This window comes from Pseudoxanthomonas sp. F37, from assembly GCF_022965755.1.
Lineage (GTDB): Bacteria > Pseudomonadota > Gammaproteobacteria > Xanthomonadales > Xanthomonadaceae > Pseudoxanthomonas_A.
On record NZ_CP095187.1, the window covers coordinates 1,569,550 to 1,591,429 of the forward strand.

General features: G+C 67.4%; 28 protein-coding genes. 16 read left to right on the forward strand and 12 right to left on the reverse strand.

All coding sequences use genetic code 11. The features are described from left to right. Positions 1-96 precede the first annotated feature (96 nt). The 4 genes from MUU77_RS07225 to MUU77_RS07240 all read right to left on the reverse strand — a co-directional run bounded on the left by MUU77_RS07225 (position 97) and on the right by MUU77_RS07240 (position 3,379). Entirely contained in the window at positions 97-1,311 is a 1,215-nt protein-coding gene (locus MUU77_RS07225; protein ID WP_245093249.1) for an FAD-dependent oxidoreductase, read from the reverse strand. Between the two features lie 74 nt (positions 1,312-1,385). Next, positions 1,386-2,072, reverse strand: a complete 687-nt coding sequence (locus MUU77_RS07230) for a TetR/AcrR family transcriptional regulator (protein WP_245093251.1) — start codon at positions 2,070-2,072, stop codon at positions 1,386-1,388. Between the two features lie 94 nt (positions 2,073-2,166). Further along, entirely contained in the window at positions 2,167-2,406 is a 240-nt protein-coding gene (locus MUU77_RS07235) for a hypothetical protein (protein WP_245093253.1), read from the reverse strand. Between the two features lie 226 nt (positions 2,407-2,632). After that, positions 2,633-3,379: a hypothetical protein gene (locus MUU77_RS07240; protein WP_245093255.1), complete on the reverse strand. Its 747-nt coding sequence runs from the start codon at positions 3,377-3,379 to the stop codon at positions 2,633-2,635. A 197-nt stretch (positions 3,380-3,576) separates the two neighbouring features. Here MUU77_RS07240 and MUU77_RS18495 point away from each other — a divergent pair, with 197 nt between their 5' ends. Continuing rightward, positions 3,577-3,711: a hypothetical protein gene (locus MUU77_RS18495; RefSeq protein WP_256452071.1), complete on the forward strand. Its 135-nt coding sequence runs from the start codon at positions 3,577-3,579 to the stop codon at positions 3,709-3,711. Here the strand turns inward: MUU77_RS18495 and MUU77_RS07245 are convergent. Then, positions 3,702-4,106, reverse strand: coding sequence for a GFA family protein (locus MUU77_RS07245; RefSeq protein ID WP_245093257.1), 405 nt, complete (start codon positions 4,104-4,106; stop codon positions 3,702-3,704). The genes MUU77_RS18495 and MUU77_RS07245 overlap by 10 nt on opposite strands. Before the next feature lie 97 nt (positions 4,107-4,203). Between MUU77_RS07245 and MUU77_RS07250 the strand changes: the two genes are divergently transcribed. Further along, complete coding sequence (locus tag MUU77_RS07250) at positions 4,204-5,433, forward strand: HD-GYP domain-containing protein (RefSeq protein ID WP_245093259.1); 1,230 nt, start codon at positions 4,204-4,206, stop codon at positions 5,431-5,433. Between the two features lie 202 nt (positions 5,434-5,635). Here MUU77_RS07250 and MUU77_RS07255 read toward each other — a convergent pair whose 3' ends face one another. Further along, the gene (locus tag MUU77_RS07255) at positions 5,636-6,523 is read right to left on the reverse strand and encodes a transporter (protein WP_245093266.1); all 888 of its coding nucleotides are present in this window, start codon (positions 6,521-6,523) and stop codon (positions 5,636-5,638) included. 280 nt (positions 6,524-6,803) lie between these two features. Then, positions 6,804-7,745, reverse strand: coding sequence for a LysR family transcriptional regulator (locus MUU77_RS07260; protein ID WP_245093268.1), 942 nt, complete (start codon positions 7,743-7,745; stop codon positions 6,804-6,806). Between the two features lie 188 nt (positions 7,746-7,933). On the opposite strand from MUU77_RS07260, the gene MUU77_RS07265 reads away from it, so the two are divergent. From MUU77_RS07265 to MUU77_RS07310, 10 genes are all read left to right on the forward strand, one after another. Continuing rightward, positions 7,934-9,106 (forward strand): prolyl oligopeptidase family serine peptidase, encoded by a 1,173-nt coding sequence (locus MUU77_RS07265; RefSeq protein WP_245093270.1) that lies wholly within the window; start codon positions 7,934-7,936, stop codon positions 9,104-9,106. Next, a complete protein-coding gene (locus MUU77_RS07270) occupies positions 9,103-9,765 on the forward strand; it encodes an EthD domain-containing protein (protein WP_245093272.1) in 663 nt (220 codons plus the stop codon). Before MUU77_RS07265 ends, MUU77_RS07270 begins: the two co-directional genes overlap by 4 nt. 30 nt (positions 9,766-9,795) lie before the next feature. Beyond that, positions 9,796-10,743: a VOC family protein gene (locus tag MUU77_RS07275; protein WP_245093280.1), complete on the forward strand. Its 948-nt coding sequence runs from the start codon at positions 9,796-9,798 to the stop codon at positions 10,741-10,743. Positions 10,744-10,746: 3 nt separating this feature from the next. After that, positions 10,747-11,124 carry a Rieske 2Fe-2S domain-containing protein gene (locus MUU77_RS07280; protein ID WP_245093282.1) on the forward strand — a complete coding sequence of 126 codons (378 nt, stop codon included), beginning with the start codon at positions 10,747-10,749 and terminating at the stop codon, positions 11,122-11,124. Next, entirely contained in the window at positions 11,121-12,248 is a 1,128-nt protein-coding gene (locus MUU77_RS07285) for an FAD-dependent oxidoreductase (protein WP_245093284.1), read from the forward strand. Before MUU77_RS07280 ends, MUU77_RS07285 begins: the two co-directional genes overlap by 4 nt. A 75-nt stretch (positions 12,249-12,323) precedes the next feature. Then, complete coding sequence (locus tag MUU77_RS07290; protein WP_245093286.1) at positions 12,324-13,442, forward strand: MFS transporter; 1,119 nt, start codon at positions 12,324-12,326, stop codon at positions 13,440-13,442. Continuing rightward, on the forward strand, positions 13,439-14,023 hold the full coding sequence (locus tag MUU77_RS07295) for a cupin domain-containing protein (RefSeq protein WP_245093288.1): 585 nt from the start codon (positions 13,439-13,441) through the stop codon (positions 14,021-14,023). The genes MUU77_RS07290 and MUU77_RS07295 overlap by 4 nt, the downstream gene beginning before the upstream one ends. Positions 14,024-14,076: 53 nt before the next feature. Further along, positions 14,077-15,054: a fumarylacetoacetate hydrolase family protein gene (locus MUU77_RS07300; protein ID WP_245093290.1), complete on the forward strand. Its 978-nt coding sequence runs from the start codon at positions 14,077-14,079 to the stop codon at positions 15,052-15,054. After that, positions 15,054-15,971: an NAD-dependent epimerase/dehydratase family protein gene (locus MUU77_RS07305; RefSeq protein WP_245093292.1), complete on the forward strand. Its 918-nt coding sequence runs from the start codon at positions 15,054-15,056 to the stop codon at positions 15,969-15,971. The genes MUU77_RS07300 and MUU77_RS07305 overlap by 1 nt, the downstream gene beginning before the upstream one ends. A gap of 179 nt (positions 15,972-16,150) precedes the next feature. Beyond that, a complete protein-coding gene (locus tag MUU77_RS07310) occupies positions 16,151-16,588 on the forward strand; it encodes a nuclear transport factor 2 family protein (protein ID WP_245093294.1) in 438 nt (145 codons plus the stop codon). Here the strand turns inward: MUU77_RS07310 and MUU77_RS07315 are convergent, their stop codons facing one another. Then, positions 16,589-17,155: a hypothetical protein gene (locus MUU77_RS07315; protein WP_245093296.1), complete on the reverse strand. Its 567-nt coding sequence runs from the start codon at positions 17,153-17,155 to the stop codon at positions 16,589-16,591. It abuts the gene before it with no gap. A gap of 165 nt (positions 17,156-17,320) precedes the next feature. On the opposite strand from MUU77_RS07315, the gene MUU77_RS07320 reads away from it, so the two are divergent. Beyond that, complete coding sequence (locus MUU77_RS07320; RefSeq protein WP_245093297.1) at positions 17,321-17,761, forward strand: hypothetical protein; 441 nt, start codon at positions 17,321-17,323, stop codon at positions 17,759-17,761. Positions 17,762-17,785: 24 nt separating this feature from the next. On the opposite strand, the gene MUU77_RS07325 is transcribed toward MUU77_RS07320, so the two are convergent. From MUU77_RS07325 to MUU77_RS07335, 3 genes are all read right to left on the reverse strand, one after another. After that, positions 17,786-18,295 carry a nuclear transport factor 2 family protein gene (locus tag MUU77_RS07325; protein ID WP_245093299.1) on the reverse strand — a complete coding sequence of 170 codons (510 nt, stop codon included), beginning with the start codon at positions 18,293-18,295 and terminating at the stop codon, positions 17,786-17,788. Then, a complete protein-coding gene (locus MUU77_RS07330) occupies positions 18,292-18,516 on the reverse strand; it encodes a hypothetical protein (RefSeq protein ID WP_245093301.1) in 225 nt (74 codons plus the stop codon). Before MUU77_RS07330 ends, MUU77_RS07325 begins: the two co-directional genes overlap by 4 nt. A gap of 154 nt (positions 18,517-18,670) precedes the next feature. Next, positions 18,671-19,705, reverse strand: coding sequence for a nitronate monooxygenase (locus MUU77_RS07335; protein ID WP_245093303.1), 1,035 nt, complete (start codon positions 19,703-19,705; stop codon positions 18,671-18,673). 142 nt (positions 19,706-19,847) lie between these two features. On the opposite strand from MUU77_RS07335, the gene MUU77_RS07340 reads away from it, so the two are divergent. Both MUU77_RS07340 and MUU77_RS07345 read left to right on the forward strand, forming a co-directional pair. Then, a complete protein-coding gene (locus tag MUU77_RS07340; RefSeq protein ID WP_245093305.1) occupies positions 19,848-20,117 on the forward strand; it encodes a hypothetical protein in 270 nt (89 codons plus the stop codon). Beyond that, positions 20,114-20,317 (forward strand): hypothetical protein, encoded by a 204-nt coding sequence (locus MUU77_RS07345; protein ID WP_245093307.1) that lies wholly within the window; start codon positions 20,114-20,116, stop codon positions 20,315-20,317. The genes MUU77_RS07340 and MUU77_RS07345 overlap by 4 nt, the downstream gene beginning before the upstream one ends. A 105-nt stretch (positions 20,318-20,422) precedes the next feature. On the opposite strand, the gene MUU77_RS07350 is transcribed toward MUU77_RS07345, so the two are convergent. After that, entirely contained in the window at positions 20,423-21,346 is a 924-nt protein-coding gene (locus MUU77_RS07350; RefSeq protein ID WP_245093309.1) for a LysR family transcriptional regulator, read from the reverse strand. Positions 21,347-21,481: 135 nt separating this feature from the next. Here MUU77_RS07350 and MUU77_RS07355 point away from each other — a divergent pair, with 135 nt between their 5' ends. After that, on the forward strand, positions 21,482-21,880 hold the full coding sequence (locus MUU77_RS07355) for a RidA family protein (protein ID WP_245093311.1): 399 nt from the start codon (positions 21,482-21,484) through the stop codon (positions 21,878-21,880).

Below are 21,880 nucleotides of genomic sequence, written 5' to 3' on the forward strand. Positions count from 1 at the left end.
GGGGGTGCTCCTGCGGGGTGTGCGTCCAGCCTGCGCGCACGCGCGTAAGCGCGGCATGACGAGCGCGTCAACGGCGCGCAATGCACCGGCCGGGCTTCAGCGCTCCAGGCGCTGGAACGAGAACAGCGGCCACAGCGGATGCGCACGCCGTTCGATGCGCGCGCGCAGCAGGCCGGCGCCGAGCATGCTGTAGGTGATGCCGTTGCCACCGTAGGCCATCGCGAAATGCACATGCGGGCCCCATTGGGGGTGCGGGCCGAAGAACGGCAGGCCGTCTTCGGTTTCGGCGAAGGTGCCGGCCCAGGAGAACGCCGGCGTCACCTGCAGGGCGGGAAAGAGCGCATGCAGCCGCTTCAGGAGGGTGCGCGCCTTCTTCTGCACGCGTGCGTCGCGGCGGGCGGGCACGTCGACGGCATCATCCTCGCCGCCCAGCAGCAGGCGGCGGTCGGAGGTGCTGCGCGCATACAGATACGGGCGTGCGGTTTCCCATAACAGGGTGTCGCCCAGGAAGCCCAGTTGCGCTTCCGGCATGGGATCGGTGATCAGGGCGTAGCTGCTGCGGTTGCGCGCCACCGGTCGTTTCAGCCAGTGCTGGCTGGCATAGCCCGCGGCGACGACCACATGCCGCGCGCGGACAGTGAAGCCGGTGTCGGTATGCAGGCTCGCCCCGCGCGAAGTGGCGGCGATCCGGGCCACCCGCGTACGGTCGAAGATCGATGCGCCCCGTTTCCGCAGGCGCTGCAGCAGGCGATGGGTCAGGCGGTACGGGTCCACGCGCGCCGCCTGCCGGCTGAGCAGGGCGGCAGGTGCGTCGAAGCCGTAGTCCGCGCGTATGCGATCGGACGACAGCAGTTCCACCTCCAGCCCGTGCTTCCGGCGCGCGGCATGTTCCCGCTCCAGCGCGCGCACGTCGCGGCGGCGGCTGGCGTAGTACAGGCTGTCGTTGCGCGCGAAACCCACGTCGCGCCACGCCGAGGCGAGCGCATGCAGCTGGTCGATGGCATCGGCGCAGGCGCGGTAGGCCAGGGCGGCATCGGCTTCGCCGCGGCGCTCGGCCAGATCGACCAGATGGGTGTCGATCTCGTATTGCAGCAGCGCCGTGCTGGCGGCCGTGCTGCCCCAGCCCACGTCGCGCTGTTCGAGTATCGCCACGTCGAAACCGTGGCCGGCCAGTTCATCGGCGATCAGCGCGCCGGTGATGCCGCCACCCAGCACGGCCACGTCGCATCGATGGTCCGATTCCAGGCGCGGAAAGGCCTGCATCAGGCCGTTGCTGACCGCCCAGAAGGGATACCCGCTCTTCAGATCCATGCCTGCCCCGCATCCGGATGACCCGCGGATGCTGGCAGGTGCCGGGGCAGGGCCGGGTGAAGGCCCCGCGAGGGTCAGCGCGGAAGGGCGCCCTGCAGGAACAGTTCCACCGAAGCCAAGGCCTGGGCTTCCAGCGTGTCCACGTCGGGCAGGTGGTGGCTGCCCGCGGCCAGGCGGAAGATCTGGTCGCCGAACAGGCTCATGTAGAACTGCTGTGCGGCGGCCTGGGGCGAGGCCAGCCGCATGCGGCCGGCGGCCACCTGCTGCTCGAAATAGGCGGTCAGCGTGGCGCGGATGGAGGCCACCGCATGGTCCAGGAACCAGTCGCGCAGCGCGGGGAACGATTGCCCCTCGCCGATCACGATGCGGTACACCACCTGCGAATCGGTGCGCGCCATGACCTGCGCCATGCGGATCGCCACCCTGCGCAGGGCCTGCTCGGGGGGCAGTTCGGTCAGGTTGAGGTCGCTGAGCAGGTGGATGTGCATGTCCAGCCGGCGTTCGAGGATGGCGCTGGCCAGGCCCTCCTTGTCGCCGAAGATGCGGTACAGCGTGGCCAGCGATCCACCGGCGCGCGCGACGATCTCGCTCAGCCGCGCGTGCTGGTAGCCCTTCTCGGCGAACACCTCGGTGGCGGCGTCGAGGAACTTCTCCGCGCGGATCTCGCCGCGCCTGCACAGATCCACCTGTGGTCGCGGTCGCAGCGGCGAGCGGGCAGTGTCGCTGAAAACGTTTTCCAGATGATCGGTGGTTGTGCTCACGGGAGCTCCTGCGCGCGGCCGTTGGGCGACGATTCCCGCAGCCTAGCAAAAGCTCGGCGGACTGTGGCAAACACATGACAGGGCGCGCGTTTCCTCACCGTGCGGGCGCGCTCGCGCCGCGATGCCCTAGACTGCCCTGCCGGCCGGCAGGCCGCATGGTGGAGACAGGAATGCGACGCAGATGGGCCGGGTGGCTGGCGTGCCTGGTGGCGGTGTACACGATGGCCGGCGCCGTCCATGCGCAGACCTGGGCCATCGAGCGGGCGACCGTCGTGGCCTCGCCCGAGGCCGCGCCCTTGGCCGATGCCGTCGTGGTGGTGCGCGACGGGCGCATCGTGTCGGTCGGTCGTGCGGGCGAGGTGCAGGTGCTGGCCGGTGCTAGGGCCCGTCGCTTTCTCAGACCAACGAACTTATTAGACTTGAGATCAGCGCGTTAGCGATGAATCCCAAGCAGAACGCCCCAATGAGCTGCTTTCGCTCCGTGGGTTGTTTACGCAACGCAAAGTAGGCGATCGGCAACAAGACTAAAAGCACCAAGAGCGGTGCCCATGTGACGAGATTCATTGGCCATGGTTCCTAGGTAGATTGGAGCCTTCCCACCGCCCTGGTCCAGGATATTCCGAGTTACAGTCGGTCATAGCGCTGTTACGACGCCCGACTTCATATGCTTGGTGGATCAGGCCGCCTGCACATGCTAGCTCCGATGCCCAGCCATCAAGCGTACATGCTGCTGCAGTGGGGCCAGCGGCGACAGAGCTTTCGATAACGCTCTCGTTAAAATCATCGCATCGCTCATCACGCCAATTTTCGAACGCGATATGGTCTTGTACGAGGAGTGGATCAGGGTTCGCAAAGTCGTATTGCAGTGTTGATGTATAGACCCAGGCACTATCTACAGGATCCCATTCGCGCTGGCAGGGAACTAATGCGCAGGGCGGGATGACACCTGGCCAATCATCATTCTGGTTGATGATGAACAATGATGTGTCTGTGCCCGGGAAAGCGGTCGAGAAATCGAGTGTGCTGGGGTTTAGGCCTGCGGCAGATAGCGCCGAGCCAAGGGGGTATTCAGCTATCCCTGAGCCGGTAGAAAGGTAGGCAGTGCTTGTCACTGGATCGACTGTAAGCAATCCGAAGTTGGAATCGAGTGTGAGAGTGCCGCCGACACGATCCATGTAGCCATAGGTCATACGGAACTCTTGGTCACCCAAGTCAGGCATTTGATCATAGATCTCTTCGCCATTTCCTGCGAAGGCGCTTGTCCAGAGCGCCGAGAGAAAGAAGAATCCCGCCATTCGGACTTTCATGTGATGTTCCTTTCACGAGGTGAGTGAATCGAGGGGCCCAATTTGAGTTTAGCTATTTTTTTCTGAGGGCAACTATCTGCATTTACCTGCGTTCGGCCGGTTGCCTAATGGAGATCCAGTCGTCAGGGAGCGAATGTCTGAGGACTTGGAGACTGCACTTGTCGCCCTAGGGCTTTCTTGGTGAGCCCGCGCCGGGCATGGACGCGGACCTGGTGCTGCTGGGTCGCGATCCGGCCGACGACGTGCTGGCGCTGTCCGACGTGGTGTGGGTGATGCGCGGCGGCCAGGTGCAGTACGAAGCCGCCGAGATGGCCGCGCCCTCTCAGAGGTAGCGCGTGATCGCCGGTGGGTGGTCCCAGCGGTCGTGCGCGCCGTCCACGTAGGTGATCGGCGCGGCCGCCAGTTCCTCGGGCGAGACGTCCTCCAGGCAGCCCAGGTTCACCCCGTAGATGCGCTGCCCGTCGGGCACGTCGTTGCCCACGCCGAACGGGCGCACGCCGCAGGTCCGGCAGAAATAGTGCGCGTTGCGCCGCGTGTTGAAGCGGTACTCGGTCAGCGCGTCTTCGCCGGCCAGCAGGCGGAAGTGTTGCGGGGGCACGATGGCCGGCCAGAACCGGTTGCGCCGGCAGACCGAGCAGTTGCAGCGGTAGGTGGGCTGGGCCAGGTCGATGTCCGCCTGGAATCGCACCGCACCGCAATGGCAGCTGCCGGTATAGGTCTTCAGCATCAGGCCTCCCGTGCCGATATCGTCCCCGGGGCGGCCGGGCCTGTCCCGCCGGCATCGCCGGATGCCCGGAGGATAGTCCCAGTCCGCGGAGTCGTACATGCTGAAAACCCTCGATGTGGCGGAGCTCCGGCCCGGCATGCACGTGCAGCGGCTGCTGGGGCCCTGGATGCAGCATCCGTTCTGGCGCACCTCCTTCGTCCTGGACCAGGCGCGGCTGGCGCAGTTGCAGGACAGCGGCGTGCAGCAGGTCGTGGTGGACCTGGCGCGCAGCCGGCTGGATGACGGGCCCGCTGTCGAAGCCGCCTCGCCGGAGGCACCGGCGTGGTCGCACGCCAGCGACGTTGCCGCCGCCGAGGGCGAGCGTCGCCGCATCGCGCTGCCCGACGGCCGGCCCGACTTCGCCGCCGAACTGGCGCGCGCCCGTCGCATCTGCGGCGAGGCCCGCGATGCCGTGGAGGCCATGTTCCGCGAGGCGAGGCTGGGGCGTGGCGTCGATGCCGGCCAGGCGCTGCCTCTGATAGACGAGATCACCGGTTCGGTCGACCGCCACCCCACCGCGCTGGTCAGCGTGGCGCGCCTGAAGGACGCCGACAGCTACACCTATCTGCACTCGGTGGCGGTGAGCGCGCTGATGGTGATGCTGGGTCGCGAGGTCGGCCTGTCCGGCGCGCAGCTGCGCGAGGCCGCACTGGGCGGCCTGCTGCACGACATGGGCAAGGCCGCCATGCCGCTGGAGGTGTTGAACAAGCCCGGCAGGCTGACCGACGAGGAGTTCGACGTCATCCGCCAGCACCCCGTGCACGGCGAGCGCCTGCTGCGCGAGGGCGGCATCACCCAGGAGGGCGTGCTGCACATCACCCGCCACCACCACGAGCGCGTGGACGGCACCGGCTATCCCGACCGGCTGCCGGGCAGCGCCCTGCCGGTGCTCACCCGCATGGGCGCGATCTGCGATGTCTACGACGCCATCACCTCCAACCGCCCGTACAAGGCCGGCTGGGACCCGGGCGAATCCCTGCGCCGCATGGCCGGCTGGCAGGGCCATTTCGACACCGAGCTGCTGAAGGCCTTCGTGCGCGGCCTGGGCATCTACCCGGTGGGCACCCTGGTCCGCCTGTCCAGCGACCGCCTGGCGGTGGTGGTGGAACAGAACCCCGGCACGCTGCTGGCCCCCCGCGTGCGCGTGTTCTACTCGGCCAAATCGCGTACGCAACTGCTGCAGGTCGACATCGACCTGGCCGCCAGCGAGGGCAGGGAGCGCATCCTCGGCATCGAGTCGCCGGAGAAGTGGGGTTTCCGCCAGTTGGAGAAACTCTGGCTGCCCTGAGCCGCCGGGGTGCCGGATCCGTGCCTGCCCGTTCCTCGTCCGGACGCTTTCCGTGCCCGGGAGGCCATGCATGCGATTCCTTTCGAAGAGGCGTTGCGCGGCGTGGTCGAACCGGGCGCCCTTGCCGCCGCCCTCTTCTCTGCCGAGCGGGTCAAGCATGAACCGCGGGGAGGGGCGGGCCGCCCGCTCCCCGCGATCGATCCTAGAACTTGGTGGCGAAGTTGACCCAGACCGCGTCACCTTGGGCCCGGTTCTCCGAAAAAACGTCGTGCTGCCACGACGCACTGAACTGCATGCCCGGATTGACGGAATAGGTCAGCGACGGACCGATGGCAAAACCTTTGCCGCGGTGCCCGTCGGCCGCAACCGCCGTGCCGTCGTCGTCCTCCAACTGCTCGAGATAGTAGCCCACGGCGCCGATGCGCCACTTGTCGACGTTCCAGCCCACCGCATAATCCAGCACGAATTCCGTACCGGAGGTGTAGTCGGTTTCGGTGTTTTTCGAGTTGAAGATCAGGCGTGCCGTGGTGGCGACCTCGAGACCCTGCGGATCCGAATAGTGGTAGCCGACGGTCGGCTGAACGGACCAGTGGTGGGTGCCGATATTGGCGATGTCGGAGACCTCGTACTTGCCGGTGGGCAATGCCACGTCCAGACCCACCACGAACGAATTCTTGCGATCCGGGTGCCAGGCCAGTCCCACGGAGGTGGTGATGTCGGCGAGGCCGAGCGCGGTGTCCTCGCCGAATGGCAGCGACGTGTCGACATGGACGACCGGAACGACGAGCTGCCCCCATACCTGGGCGCTGCCGATTCTGGTGTCGCTGACGTAGAGGAAGCGCAAGGTTTCCGCCAGCGCCTTGACCTCGAAGTCGATCGGCACCTTGTCGCCGTTCGAGTCGTTGGTCCGGTCGGCGGTGAAATAGTTAGTCTGGGAAAGAAAATAGAGACCAGGGTAGGGTGGCATGCTCGCCGCGTAGAATTGCGGTGAACCCGGCGAATACTGCGTGTTGCCGTTCTCGGCGGCCTGCGCCTGACAGAGCGTTGTTGCCGATAGCGCAGCGGCAAGCCCGAACTTTCTGAATTTCATCATTCATCCTCCTCACATGAACAACGACGACGATGTTCGAGAGAAGGAATTCCGGGTCGCAGACGCGTGCACGACATCATCCTCGCGGTCTGCGAGTCTGGTCATCCCGATTGTCTGCTGCCCCTCCCTCTCGGCGGCCACCTCGCCACCGGTGCATCGCGATCTCCCAGGGAAACCCGATGCCACCCGGCATCCGAAATATGCCGGCGCTTGGCGGATGTAAAATGGTCATTGGCAATACGAGCTATTTGCAGGAAAAATAGCCGGTACGGATCATTCGTCACCTCACATGATCCATGCCCTCGGCCGCGCGATCCTCAGCAATCACGCGGACCGTCTCGTGGAGCTGCTCGCGTATCCACGAGAGGGCCGGATCGCGTGTCCGGTAGCTGTGCCACTGCAGCGATTGCTGCAGCGCGGGCAACGGAAACGGTGGCTCCACGATCCTGACGCCGCCGAGTTTCGACAGTACCTGCGCCAGGCTCCGTTGCACCAGACCGATTCTTCGGCTTCCACGCACGAGCAGCGGTAGCGACGCGAAGAAGAAGGTGGTCACCTCGATCCTGAGCTTGATGCCCAAGCCATTGAAAGCGCGCTGGGCGAAGCTCTCGCCGCCATTGGGCGGTTGCATCACGATATGGCCGGCGGAAAGGAAGTCGGCCTGCGACATCACGCCCGTGGAAAACGGCCCGTCCGCATCGACGACGCAGCAGAGCCTGTCTTCGAGCAGCGTTTCCATCGGATGATGGGTGGAGCAGAAGAGGGTGGGCGCGATCAACAGGTCGGCCTCGCCACGTTCCAGCAGGAGGTGCGGATAGTTCTGCTGCGGCTTGAATTCGATCTGGATGCCGGGCGCCCGTTCCTGCAGACGCTGGAGAAACGCCGGCATGATGGTCAGGACGGTGTAGTCCGACACGATGAAGCTGAAGCTCCGGCTCGAGTCCTCAGGAGCGAACGACGGGGTTGAAACGACCGCGGCCTCGATCCGGACGATGATGTCGCGCACCGGCTGTTCGAGCGATGCGGCCAGTGGCGACAATTCCATGGATCGCCCGACCTGGATGAGCAGCGGATCGTCGAAATAGTCCCGCAGTCGTCCGAGCGCATTGCTCATCGCCGACTGGGTGATGAACATCTGCTCGGCCGCACGGCTGACATTGCGGACACGGATCAGCGTATCGAGCGCCGCCAGCAGGTTCAGATCAAGGTTCTTGAAACGCATGAGTTTCCTCCCGGATATTCATGACGTGAATATTAATCATTCATCAAAGCAATTTTGTAAACAGGTCGATCTTCGTTGAGTCTTGTCCTCGGGAGGAAGTGATGTCGTGTGGCCGGTCGAGCCACGCCATCGCTCGGCTGTCCTCCCGGTGAAATTCGCGCCGCCCGCGGCGGCCTGGAGGAGACCCGATGTTCAAATACTTCCCGAGCAACTACGTCTGGAACCTGTCGGTCGATCTGTCGATCGAGATGGGCGCCCGGATGGGAGAGATCGAGGAAATGTGCGCCCCGCTGCAGGACGCGGCCAAGGCGCCGGATGCGGCCGGAACCCAGGCCTTCCGCGAAACCTGGGTCAGGATGGCGGACAAGCTGGTATCGCTTGCCGACGAAGACGAAGCCAGGGGTCGGCTGATTTCGGCCGGCGACAAGCTGATCCGTGCCGCCAACTACATGCTGACCGCCGAGCGCCTGCTGGCGCATGGTTCGGAGGGGCGCGTGGCGCTTTACCAGCGCTTTCTCGCCACCTTCGAGAGAGGTCTGGTGCTTTCCGGCTCGCCCTGCCGCCGGGTGCAGATCCCTTACGAGGGAACGCATCTTTCGGCGCTCCATGTGCCCGCAGAAGGTGTCGAGGGACCCGCGCCGCTGCTGGTCCAGGTCAACGGTCTGGACAGCACCAAGGAGATGAAGTTTCTCGTCGGCCTGCCGGGCTGGCTGGCCAAGCGCGGCGTGGCCTCGCTGATCGTCGACCAGCCGGGCACCGGCGAAGCGCTCCGCCTGCAGGGGCTCACCGCCCGCTTCGACAGCGAGCACTGGGCCAGCCGCGTCGTCGACTGGCTGGAGGGCCGGCCGGAGGTCGATCCCAGCCGCATCGGCATGGAGGGCGTGTCGCTGGGCGGCTACTACTGTCCGCGCGCGGTCGCCTTCGAGCCGCGGTTCGCCTGCGGCGTCGTCTGGGGTGCCAACCACGACTGGCGCGACGTGCAGAAGAAGCGCCTCGCCCGCGAGGGCAATTTCCCGGTCCCCCACTACTGGAGCCATGTCATGTGGGTCTGGGGCGCCCAGGACATGGACGAGTTCATGCGGATTGCTGAAAACGTCCATCTGGACGGCATCCTCGACCGGATCCGCGTGCCCTTCCTGGTGACCCATGGCGAGAAGGACAGCCAGATCCCCCTGCAGTGGGCGCATGCCACCTACGACCAGCTGGTCAACAGCCCGAGGCGCGAACTGAAGATCTTCGATGCGCGCACCGGCGGCGTGCAGCATTCGAGCTTCGACAATTCCGCCAATGCCGGCGCCTACATCGCCGACTGGGTCGCGGAAACCCTGGGCGGACGCACGGTCGCGGAGCAAGCAGCATGACGATCAAGACCATGATCTGCGGTCGGCGCCGTCCCGGGCAGACGCTGGGCGAACACCGTGCCCACATGAAGGACCATCACGGCAGGCTGGTGCTGGACTATGTCGCCCGCGAGCCGTCCCAGGCGCCGCGCCGCTACGTCCAGAACCATGTCTTCGACGGCATCTATTTCGGCGGGGACAGGCAGCCCAAGGCCCTCTCGCTCGGCCTGGATTTCGTCACCGAGGTCTGGTTCCCGGACATGGCGGCGGCGAAATCCTCGCGCGAGACGCCCTTTTATCTCGAGCAACTGCAGCCGGACGAGCCCAGGATGGTGGATGCCTCCTGCGTCTTCGGCCTGCCGGTCACCGAAGAGACGATCCTGCCACCGGGCGTGCGGGACGGCGCCGTGAAAGTCTTCCTGTTCTGGTTCAACCATGCACCGGACGCCAAGACAGTGCCCGATGCCGCCAATGGCGCGGATTTCGGCCTCTTCGGTCAGTGTCGGAACCTGCCGCTGTTTCCGGGGCCGGTCCAGGCCGTCGACGAATTCTGGCTGCCGGACGAGGTCGCCGGGCTTGCCTTCGCGCAGGCCTGCCGCGACGCCGCACCGTCGCTCGCTCCCGCCGATACGCGCTACTGCCTGGCGATCGCCCGCGAACATGTTCTCCACGCAGGCTGATCGAGACATCGGAACAGAAAGGAATATCCCATGAACATCATCGGGCCTGATTATCTGGTCTTCGGCGTCGACGATGTCGCCGCCTGTTGTGAATACCTGGCGGCCTTCGGCCTGAAGCCGATGGACGTGACCGCTGCCGGCGGCCTGTTCGAGGCGCTGGACGGCACGGGCATCATCATCCGCCACACGTCCGATCCTTCGCTGCCTGCACCGTTGCCGACGTCGAACAGGCTGCGCCAGCAGGTCTATGGCGTGCGCTGCGCCGAAGATCTGGACGCGATCGAAGCGGAGCTTTCCAGGGACCGCCGGGTGGTACGCCTGTCCGACGGCTCGATCGAGCTGAAGGACGACCATGGCTTCGAGCTGAAGTTCCAGGTCACGATCCGCCGCGAACTCGTCATGCCCGCGGAAAAGATCAATGCGCCGGGCGCGCCGGCGCAACGCAAGCCGAACGAAATCGGCGTCTGGGAAGACATGCCGGCGCTGCCGCGCACGCTCAGCCATGTCGTGCTGTTCGTTCCCGATACCGACATCGCCGCCCGGTTCTATTGCGACCGCCTCGGCTTCGTGATCACCGACACGCTGACCGGGGCCGGGCCCTTCCTGCGCTCGAAAGCGAACGACGACCACCACACGCTCTTCTTCATCCGCACGCCCGAATACATGAAGGGGTGCGAGCACCTGGCCTTCCACATGGGGGGTCCGACCGAGCTGATGGTGGCGGGAACGCGCTTCGTGAAGAAGGGCTATCAGAGTTTCTGGGGCCCCGGCCGGCACAAGTTCGGATCCAACTGGTTCTGGTACTTCAACAGTCCGCTCGGCTGCCATTTCGAATATGACGCCGACATGGACAAGCACGACGACAGCTGGATCGCGCGCGAAGCGCCGATGGGCGCCGAGGCCTCGCAGATCGTGCTGTTCGAGATGCGCGAGAAGTGGGCCCCCACCGGAGGTCCGCCGCCCGGCGCGAAGGGTTGACCCATGCAGAGCGCCACGCGAAAACTCCACTACGTATGCCGGTCCGACGAGATCGGCGAGGCCGAGGCGAAAGGCTTCGGCCCCTTCGACGGAGCGCGCCGCAAGATCGTCCTGATCCGGCGCCGGGGCGTTCTGCACGCCTGGCTCGATGCCTGCCCGCACTATGCCGCCGGCACGCCGATGGCCTGGAAGACCGATGCCTACCTGAATGGCGAAAAGACCCATCTGACCTGCCACTCGCATGGCGCGCTGTTCGAAATCGATACCGGCCAATGCGTTCTTGGGCCCTGCCTGGGACAGAAGCTGACAGCCGTGGATATTGCCGTGAGCGACGAAGGAGAGGTGTTCGTCGCCGCGCCCGCAGAGGAGGAGACCCCATGAATTCCAGTATCAAAGTGCTTGTCATCGGCGGCGGCTTCGCCGGCATGACCGCGGCGCTGCAACTGTCCCGCCAGGGCTTCGCGGTGGATCTGGTCGAGATCGACGCAGGGTGGCGCTCCTATGGCGCCGGCATCAGCCTGCACGGCTCGACGCTGCGGGTGCTGCGGGACCTTGGCCTGATCGACCGGTTCTTCGAGGAAGGCTTCGTCAGCGACGGCGTGCAGATGCGCGGGCCGGACGACGCCGTGCTGGTCACGCTGCCGACCCCGCGCGTGGCCGGCCCCGACATCCCCGGCGGGGGCGGCATCATGCGTCCGGCGCTCGCCAGGATATTTTCCGAAGCCGTGCGCTCTTCCGCCACCCGGGTTCGCCTGGGCCTCACCTTCACCGACATTGTGCAGGGCGAGGACGGCGTGCGCGTCACCTTGAGCGACGGCAGTGCGGATACCTACGATCTCGTCGTCGGTGCGGACGGCCTGTATTCCGCCGTCCGCGCCAAGATCTTTCCCGAAGCGCCCAAACCCCGCTTCATCGGCCAGTCGGTCTGGCGCGCCGTGCTGCCAAGGCCGGAGGGCATCGACACCGTCGCCATGTGGATGGGCCCGAAGCTCAAGGTCGGCTTGAACGGCGTCAACCAGGACCAGGCCTACCTGTTCCTGACCGAAGACCGCCCCACCAACGACTTCGTTCCGCCGGAGGTGCTGGTGGAGACCTTGCGGGGCCTGCTGGAGCGCTTTCCCTCGCCGATCATCCGCAGGATCGCGTCTGAGCTGTCCTACGAACATCAGATCATCTACCGCCCGCTCCAGCAGATGCTGTTGCCCAGGCCCTGGTTCAAGGGCCGCGTGGTGCTGATCGGCGATGCCGTGCATGCCACGACACCGCACCTGGCGGCCGGCGCCTGCATCGGCATCGAGGACGCCATGGTGCTGGCCGAAGAACTGGGACGAGGCAGCGATGTCGGTGCCGCGCTTGCCGCATTCGAAGCAAGACGCTGGGAGCGCTGTCGGATGGTGGTCGAGAATTCCGGCCAACTGGCCGACATCGAGATCCATGGCGGCAGCCGCGAGGCGCATGCCGCGATCATGCAGGCGTCCATGAAAACGCTGGCGGAAGCCATCTGAAAAAAGTCGTGGTGGTGCGGCGGTTCGGGAGACCGCGCACCGATGGCCGCCGTCCCATCTGCTGGAGGAACGCGAATGTCAGGACAAAAATTCGGAGTGGCCGGGGTCGCCGCCCTCGTCATCGGCCATTTCTCGGGGATGCTGGATCTCATCGCGTTGCCCGTCTGGATCGGCGCGCTGGTCGAGCGTTACGGCTTCAGTCCGCAGCAGGCAGGCGCGCTGGCGACCCTGTTCCTGGTCGGCGCGGTACTCGCAAGTGCCCTGGTCGCCCCGCGCTTCGACAGGATGAACCAGCGAGTGGCCGCGACCCTGGGCTTCGGCACGGCCGCGGCGGCCTTCCTGCTCGCGTCCACACGGGCCGGCTTCATGCCGCTCGCCCTGCTGCACATCGTCGCGGGCCTGTCGGTCGGCGTCGCGCTGTCCATGGTGCACGGGACGATGGGACACGCCGCCAACCCGCATCGCCTGTACGCGCTGGCCGGTATCACGCTCGGCTTGCTTGCCATCATTCTGCTTGCCGTCATCCCTCGGTTGCTGATCGCCCAGGGCGGCCCGGTCCTGTTCCAGGTTTTCGCCGGGATCATGGCGGTCGCCACCCTCAGTTCCGCGCTGCTGTTCCGCAACCCCATGCGCGGTGTCGAACACCAAAGGTGGCCCTTCAGCCGTGCGACCTGGCTGACCATCTTCGGCATCAGCATCATGACCTTCAACCAGGCGATGGTGTTTTCCTTCGTCGAAGTCATCGGCAAGGCACGTGGCTTCTCGTCCGATAGCGTTCTCGCGGTGCTGATCGCGCTGGGTTTCGTCAACTTCATCCTGCCGTCGCCGTTGGCGGCCATCCTGCAGACGCGCGTCTCGGCGACGCGGGTCACCCAGATCGGGCCTGCGGTTCAGGCCGTTCTCGCGGTCATCGTCACGTCGACGACGGTATTCAACCTGTGGGCGCCCGCCGCGGCGGTTTTCGTCTCCATCCAGATCTTCACCCACACGTTCGCCTTCGGGCGACTGGCGAAGCTCGATCCGACCGGGCGCGCGCTTGCCGCCACGCCGGCCACGCTGATGGTCGGCGCGGCACTGGGGCCGATCGTCGGCGGCGCGCTCGGCCAGAACCTCGGCTATCCGGCGCTCGGCGTCGCCGCCGTCGTCGTGAGCATCATCTCCATCGGCTTCTTCACCAAGGCGAAAAGCGCATGACCCACTTCCTTGCCCCCATTACCCGCGTCGTGACCGGACACAGCCAGGACGGGCGCTCCCTTCTCACCCAGGTCGGACCGCTGCCGACCGTCGTGGAGCTCACCGCCATTCCGGGCACCGTATTCCATGAGGTCTGGTCCACGGCGGAAAGCCCCGCGCGCGTGGCCAACGAAGACGACCCGACGCTGGGCCCGCTGCTGCTGCCGCCGCCGCCCGGCGGCACCCGCATCCGTTTCGTCGACATTCCGCCGGACACCGAGGAGTTCCTGACGTCGGGGGCCGGGCGGATGGGCGAGATGTTCGAGCAGATCGGCGACAAGGGCGCCTCGACGGTCAAGGAGAACTCACCGCATCCGCTGATGCACCGGACCGAGTCCATCGACTACGGCATCGTCATCGAGGGCGAAATCACCCTGGTGCTGGATGATGGCGAGGTCCCCCTGAAGACCGGTGCCGTGGTCATCCAGCGCGGCACCAACCATGCCTGGGCCAACCGCTCCGGCAGGATGTGCCGAATGCTCTTCGTGCTCGTCTCCGGCGCTTACGAGCCCGCGCTCGCCGCGAGCCTCGCCGAGCGATGAAGCGCAATGCCCCGAAGGCCTAACCGGCCTCGAATGGAACCAAAGAGATCCCCATGAAGTTCGCAACCTGCCATGACGGAAGCCGCGACGGTCAATTGTGGGTGGTCTCGCGCGATCTGACGCTGGCAGTGCCGGCAACCGGCATTGCAGCCTCGCTGCTCTCGGCCATCGAAGACTGGGAGGCCGTTTCTCTGCACCTGGCCAGCCTCTACGATCGGCTGAACGCGGGCGAGGAACCGTTCGCGACCCGTTTCGAGCCGCGGCGTTGCCTGGCGCCGCTGCCGCGCGCACCGCAATGGCTGGATGCATCGGCGTTTCTCAATCACGGGCGGCTGATGGACAAGGCCTTCGACAATCCGCCCAATCCGGACGTCGAGACGGTCCCGCTGATCTATCAGGGCGCCAGCGACGACTTCCGTGGCCCGCTTGCCGATGTCGAATTCCCAGACGACGCGCTGTTGATCGACATGGAAGGCGAGTTCGGCGCAGTGCTGTCGGATGTGCCGATGGGGACGGCGGCCGGGCAGGCGGAAGCCCATATACGCCTGCTGGTGCAGATCAACGACTGGTCGCTGCGCGCACTGGGTCCCCGCGAAATGCGCGCCGGGTTCGGCTTCCTGCAGGCAAAGCCCTCCACCGCCTTCGCGCCCGTCGCCATCACGCCGGATGAACTCGGCCCGCACTGGGCGAAGGGACGCGTCAACCTTCCCCTGCATGTCGAAATCAACGGCCGTGAAGTCGGACGCGCCCGTGGTGACGAGATGCATTTCTCCTTCGGCCAACTGATCGCCCATTGCGCCCGCACCCGCAGGCTTTCGGCCGGCACAATCGTCGGCTCGGGCACGGTTTCCAATGCGGATCGAAACGCCGGCTCGTCCTGCATATCGGAAATCCGCGTGATCGAGCTTCTCGACCAAGGCGCCGCGCGTACCCCCTTCCTCACCTGGGGCGATCGCGTGCGGATGGAGGCGCGTCTGCCGGATGGCTCCGCCCCGTTCGGGGTGATCGACCAGGGCGTGGTGCGGGCCTGATGCGAATCCTGGTCACCGGCGCCGACGGTTTTCTGGGACGGGGACTGGCCGCCGCGCTCCCGCAAGCCTATCCCGATGCGCAAAGGATTGTCCTGACCGACCGGGCCTTTGCCGGACCGGCTCCTTCTGGCTCGGAAACCATCTCCGGCGATCTCGGCGACCGGGAATTTCTCGAAACCCTGCTGGAGCCGGGTTTCGATCTTGTCTTTCACCTGGCAAGCGTTCCCGGCGGTCTGGCCGAACGGGAACAGGATCTCGGCCATCACGTCAATCTGCTGGCACCCCTGGCGCTGGCGCACGCGGTAGCGGCACATCGTCTCGGCGCCCGCTTCGTCTTCGCCTCATCGATCGCGGTGTACGGTGATCTGGATGAGCGCACGGTGACGGCGGAAACCCGGCCGGCGCCGCTTCTCACCTATGGCGCTCACAAGCTGATGACGGAAATCCTGCTCTCCGACATGACACGGCGCGGCGTGCTCTCGGCCATCAGCCTGCGCTTTCCCGGCATCGTCGCCCGGCCGGTCGGCCAGAGCGGGCACGGATCGGCGTTCATGAGCCAGATCTTCCACCGCATCGCGGCCGGCGAGCCCTATGACTGTCCCATCCCCGCGGCCAGCACCTGCTGGTGGATGTCGAGGAAAGCGGCGGTCTCCACCCTGCTGCACGCCGCCCGGCTGGCCAGCCCCGCCTGGACCGTCGTCCAGCCTCCGGTCCTGCGTGCCGATCTGCAGGGCGTATGCGATGCGGTCTGCCGCGTCACCGGCGAGCAGGCCCGTATCCGCTGGGGGGATGACGACAACCTGCGGCGCCTCTTCGGCGCCATGCCGCCGCTCGACGCCGCGCCGGCGCTCGCCCTCGGCTTCCGCGCCGATGCCGATCTCGACGCGCTGGCGGACGCCGCACTCTCAGGCGACTGACCCAGCAGTATCATCGGCCTCTCGGTGGCCATCGAGAACGACCACCCGCCGACCCGCCGGGGCTCGGGCCGAGGATCGGCTACACCCCCTGACGTCCCCGGACGGCGGCCGGACTTCCGGCACGTGCCATGGCCGTGGCGCACCGGCACGATACGGGCATCCGTCCTCAGGAGTTTCCGATGCCGTTGCTGTCCCTGGTCATGGCGGCATCCGCCGTCGCTGCGCCCGCGCCTGTTCCCGCCGCCGATGCGGCCACCCTGGCCGCCATCGAGGCCACCTGCCTGGACTACATCGACGGCCAGCTGGAAGCCGACCCGGCGCGCGTGGCGCGTGCGCTGCACCCGGACTTGGCCAAGCGCGCCGTCATCGGCGACACGCCCGACGAGCGCCTTGGCCTGCGTCGCATGTCGAAGGACGAACTGGTCTCGCTGACCCGGCAGGGCGTGCTGAAAACACCGAAGGCGCAATGGGACCGCAGCTGCCGCATCCTCGACGTCACCGCCGAGACGGCCGTCGTCCGCCTGGAGACGCCGTGGTTCGTCGACCACTTCCACATGGGCCGCTTCGGCGACCGCTGGATCATCGTCAACGCGCTGTGGCACCCGAAGCCGCGTTGATCAGCCGGCAGCACGTGCTCTGGCCGCCTTGTGGAACAGCCGTGCGGACAACAGCCAGGCGACGACATACAGGCCGGTGAAGGCCAGCACGAACGTCGGTGATTCCTGCGTGTCCATGCCCATCGCGATGCTGCCTGCCGCCATCTGTGCCAGCGCCATCGCGACGAGCACACGGGACATTCCACGCGCCTGCAGCCTGGCAACGCCGGCGCCGAGCGCGCCGACCACCAGCACGCCAAGGAAGAGCAGATTGGCACGATGGCCCGGTTCATCGACGATGCCCACGGCCAGGTTCGCCCACAGCAGCAGGAAGCCGGCGCCGATGGAGATGGCGCTGGCCAGCAGGTAGCTGGGCACGCGCGCGACACGCGCCGTCGTCTCGAAGGCGACACAGCCGGCCAGCAGCATCGCGCCGAACACCACGAAGTCGCCTCCCGTCCATGCCACCTCGTCCGTGAAACGCATCGCGACCCACGGCGTCAGCAGCAACAGGGCCGCGCCACCCCACACGAGCGGGCGCAATACCCGTATCCAGGCGATCGCGTTGCGATAGGTGTCGTGCGTCATGGTCGGTCTCCGTGTCGGCGGTGGGCATGCCGGACGCAGGATCCACGGCCGGCGTGCGCCGGTGACGGGGGCTGTGTGAAGCGGGTGCGAAGTGCAGGACCGGTGTCGATGCCGGTCCGCGGCGTACCGGTTAGACTCGGCGCCCGTTCCGGGGAGACTTCGTCCATGCGCTCGTTCGTCCTGTCGCTCCTGCTGCTGTCCACTGCGATGCCCGTCCATGCCGACGACACCATGCAGGCACAGGCGCTGTTCCAGCGTTATCGACAACTGGCCGACGCCTTCGATCCGGCCTTCGCCGATCTTTACTGCGACGCGGCGCGGATAAGCAATACGCGGCGCTTTCCCGATGGCACCGAGCGCACGCTGGAATTGTCGGCAGCGCAGTACAAGGATCTCGTACGCGCCGCAATGCCAGTCGCCCGGCAGCGTGGCGACCGCAGCACATTTTCCTCGGTGGCGTTCACCCGCGAAGGCGATGCCGTGCGCATCTCCGCGTCCCGCTATTCGCTGCTGAAGGATTACACCAGCCCGATAACGCTCAAGGTGGCGGCGTGCAACGGTAACGCCTGGGGCATCCTGGAAGAGATCAGCGAAAGCCGTCCCTGACGGACGCGCGCTTCAGCGCCGATTTCAGCGCGCGGCCTGCCGGTGCGCATAGCTCAGCACGCGCGTGACCTGCCACTGGCCGTCGCGCTCGCGCCACACCATCACGAAGTCCGCTTCGCCCGCACAGTCCGTCGATCCCAGCGGACAGAAACGGTGCGTGCCCTGCGCGATGGCGCCGAAATCCTTGATGGGGAAGACCTTCAGCGTGCCCGGCACGCGCTCGCGCCGGTAGTTCCCGCACACGTTGGCGCGCGTGCGCCCGATCATCTCGTCGCGGCTCCAGGTGACGCCGCCGTTGTCGTGGTAGAACTCCACCGCCGGGTCGAAGTAGGCCGCGTGTTCGGCCAGTCGGGCAGGGTCGGCGCAGGTGTTGAACGCATCGAATACCGCCGTGTCCAGCCCGTCGATCACCTGCGTGAGCTGCTCGGGCGTGCGCTCGGCCGCGGCGGCGGATTCCACCGCGCCGAACAGCAGCACGGTGCCCATCAGGCCGGTCAGCACGGCCTTCGCCAGGCGCGAACGTGCCGGGGTCATGCCGACACCAGCGGTGCGTGCGGGCGCCCGCCCAGCAGGCGCGCCGGCAGCATCAGCAGCGCCCGCAGGAACGCGAACAGCGCCGAGCAGGTAATGCCGACCAGCCGGAACGGCAGCGACAGCAGCCACACCAGCGGCCAGGCCGCCAGGGCCAGCAGGGCCAGCGGCCAGCACAGGACGAACAGCAGGCACCAGGCCAGCAGCGCGATGAGGGTCTTCATGTTCCAGGTCCTCGGGCAGGGGAGATCGGACGAGACAGCGCCGATCCTGTCCCCGCCCTCCGCCCGCGGCAAGCCGGGTGCGACGAAACCGTGCTGGGGACGATCGAACCCGCCGCTGCCCGCGCGAATCCCGCCGACGCCCGGGGGCACGCGCTCAGTCCAGGCCCATCAGGCGGTGGGTCACCTGCGCGGCATCCAGCCCGGCCAGCGTGCCGGGCCGGGCGCCGGACCACAGCGGGGAAAAGTCGTCGCGGCCACGCGCCTCGGCGGCGGCGCGCAGGGGCGCCAGCGCCTGCGAGGCCCAGGGGAAGGCGGGTGCCCGGTCCGACAGCGGGCCCAGCTCGCGCATCAAGCGGTTGACCAGGCCGCGTGCGGGCCGGCCGCTGAACAGGTTGGTCAGCGCGGCCACGCGCGCGGGCTGCAGCAGGGCGGCGCGATGGACCGGCGAGGTGGTGGCTTCCGGGCACAGCAGATAGGCCGTGCCGGCCTGCACCGCACTGGCGCCCGCGTCCAACAGCCTGCGCACGTCGGCGCGCTCGCCCACGCCGCCCGCGGCGATCACCGGCACCGTCAGCGTCCGCGCCAGCGCCGCCACCAGTGCGTGCGTAGTGGGCTGCCGCGACAGGTCGTCGGACAGGAAATGGCCGCGGTGGCCGCCGGCCTCGATGCCCTGCGCGATCACCGCATCCGCGCCATGGCGCTGCAGCCACAGGCCTTCTTCCACCGTCGTGGCCGAGGACAGCACCACCGCGCCCCAGGCCTTGATGCGTGCCAGCAGCGCGGCATCGGGCAGGCCGAAGTGGAAGCTGACGATGCGCGGACGGAACGCTGCCAGCAGATCCACCGTCGCCGCATCCAGCGGACGGCGTGCACCTGCGGTGGACGGCGCGGGCGGGGCGATGCCGTACTCGTCGTAGTACGGGGCCAGGGCCTGTCGCCAGCGCGCGTGCTCATCGGGATCGGGCCCGGCCATCGCGTGGCAGAAGAAGTTCAGGTTGATCGGCTGCGCCAGCGTGGCGAAGGCCTGCAGCGCGGCTGCGAGCCGCGTGGGCTCCAGCAGGGCGCACGGCAGCGATCCCAGGCCACCGGCGCCCGCCACGGCCAGGGCCAGTGCCTCATCCTGCACGCCGGCCATGGGGGCCTGGATCAGCGGAAGCCCGGTGCCCAGCAGCGAGGCGAACGTCGTCATGGCGACAGCTTACGCCGGTACCGACGCGACCCGGGCAGCTCCGGCGGCATGTCCACGCATGCCTGCCGATATCATCGTTGGCGGCGCAGTCGGGGAGCAGCAGCGTGCAGGGGAAGGCCAGGCAGGGGTGACGGACAGGATCGTGGCCTTTCTGCGCGGAATCGGCCTGGTGGTGACGGAAGGCCGCGTGCCGGACGATTGTTTCCTGTCGGGCGTGCGCATCCACCGCGGCACGCTGGTGTTCGACCGCCAGCGTCTGCAATGGCCCGGCGACCTGCTGCACGAGGCCGGCCATATCGCGTTGACCCCCGCTGCCTTGCGTGCCGCGCTGTCCGACGCACTGGACGCGCAGCACGAGCCTGCCCACGGGGCGAAGCCGAAGCGACCGCCTGGGCGTACGCGGCCTGCATGAAGATGGGCCTGGATGCCGCGGTGCTGTTCCACCCCGGCGGTTACCACGGCCACGCGGAAGCACTGATCGCCACGTTCTCGATGGGCGTGTATCCGGGCAGCGCGGGACTGGCGCGTTGCGGCATGACGGTGGCCGGCCCGCCGTCCGACGGGGATGCCGGCGGCCGCTATCCGGACCTGCTGCACTGGCTCAGGCCCTAGCGTCGCCAGCGCGATCGCTGGGCCGGACGCACCGCGGCCTGCGCCGTGGACCGGCCGCGCGACGGTGCACGGCGGCGGCACGACGTGAGGTGCGCCGCGCCTGCATCATCGTGGCGGCGTGATGGCCGGCGCGTGCTGGGCCAGCAGGGCCACGATCCAGTCGATGAACACCCGCAGCTTGCGGCTGACATGCCGGCTGGGCGGGAAGGCCACGTACAGCGGCATCGGGGCGAGCTGCCAGTCCTCGAACAGCGGCACAAGATCGCCACGCGCGACCGGCGTGCGCGCCATGTACTGCGGCAGCCACAGCACGCCCAGGCCGGCCAGGCCGGCGGCGAGATAGGCGTTGCCGTCGTCCACCGACAGCACGTGCCGGCCGTGGACGCGTACCTGCTCGCTGCCGCGCTGCATCGCGTACGCCGGCGGCGCGCCCGTACGCGCGCCGCGATAGCCGACGATGCGGTGGGGGTCGCTTTCCAGCGCCTGCGGATGCGCGGGCGTCCCCACGCGCGCCAGGTAGGCGGGGGCGGCATAGACCCCCAGCGCCAGGTCGGCCACGTGGCGCGCGCGCAGCGACGGTTCGGTCAGCTCACCGCCGCGGACCACGCAGTCCACGTTCTGGTCGATCAGGTCCACCTTGCGGTCGCTGGCGCCCAGGTCCAGCTGGATGTCCGGGTAGCGCGCGTGGAAGGCGGGCAGCGCCGGCACGACGATCAGGCTGGCCAAGGGCGCCGGCACGTCCACCCGCAGGCGCCCGCGCGGCGCGTCCGAGGCGGCCGACAGGCTGGTTTCGGCGTCGTCCAGGTCGGCCAGCAGGCGCACGACGCGTTCGTAGTACGCCGCGCCATCGGCGGTGGCGCCGACCCGGCGCGTGCTGCGGTGGAGCAGCTTCACGCGCAGGTGCGCCTCCAGCTGCTGCACCAGCTGGGTCACCCGCGTGCGGCTGGTCTGCAGCGTGTCGGCGGCCCGGGTGAAGCTGCCGGTTTCCACCACGCGGACGAAGGCCTGCATCGCGTCGATGCGGTCCATGCGGGCTCCTGGAAGAGGGGATTGTTTGGATTCTACAAACAGTGATCCCCGGATCGCCCCGTATATCCCGGTTGCCGTACTGCCTAGAGTGGTCCGCACATTCCGGGGCCGCCGGTCCCGCCCAGGAGATTCCCCATGCCTTCCCGTGACGTCGTGTTTCCCGCCGGCCGCCAGGCCCTGTACGAGCATCACCGCTATTCGCCCGCGGTGCGCGCCGATGGCTTCCTGTTCGTGTCCGGGCAGGTGGGCAGCCGCGAGGACGGCTCGCCCGAGCCGGATTTCGAAGCGCAGGTGCGCCTGGCATTCGCCAACCTGCAGGCGACCCTGCGCGCCGCGGGCTGCGGACTGGACGACATCGTGGACGTGACCACCTTCCACACCGATCCCGAGCGCCAGTTCGACACCGTGCTGGCGGTCAAGGACGACATCTTCCCGCAGGCGCCGTACCCGGCCTGGACCGCCCTCGGCGTGAACTGGCTGGCCGGCTTCGACTTCGAGATCAAGGTCGTCGCCCGTCTGCCGCGCGCCGGCTGA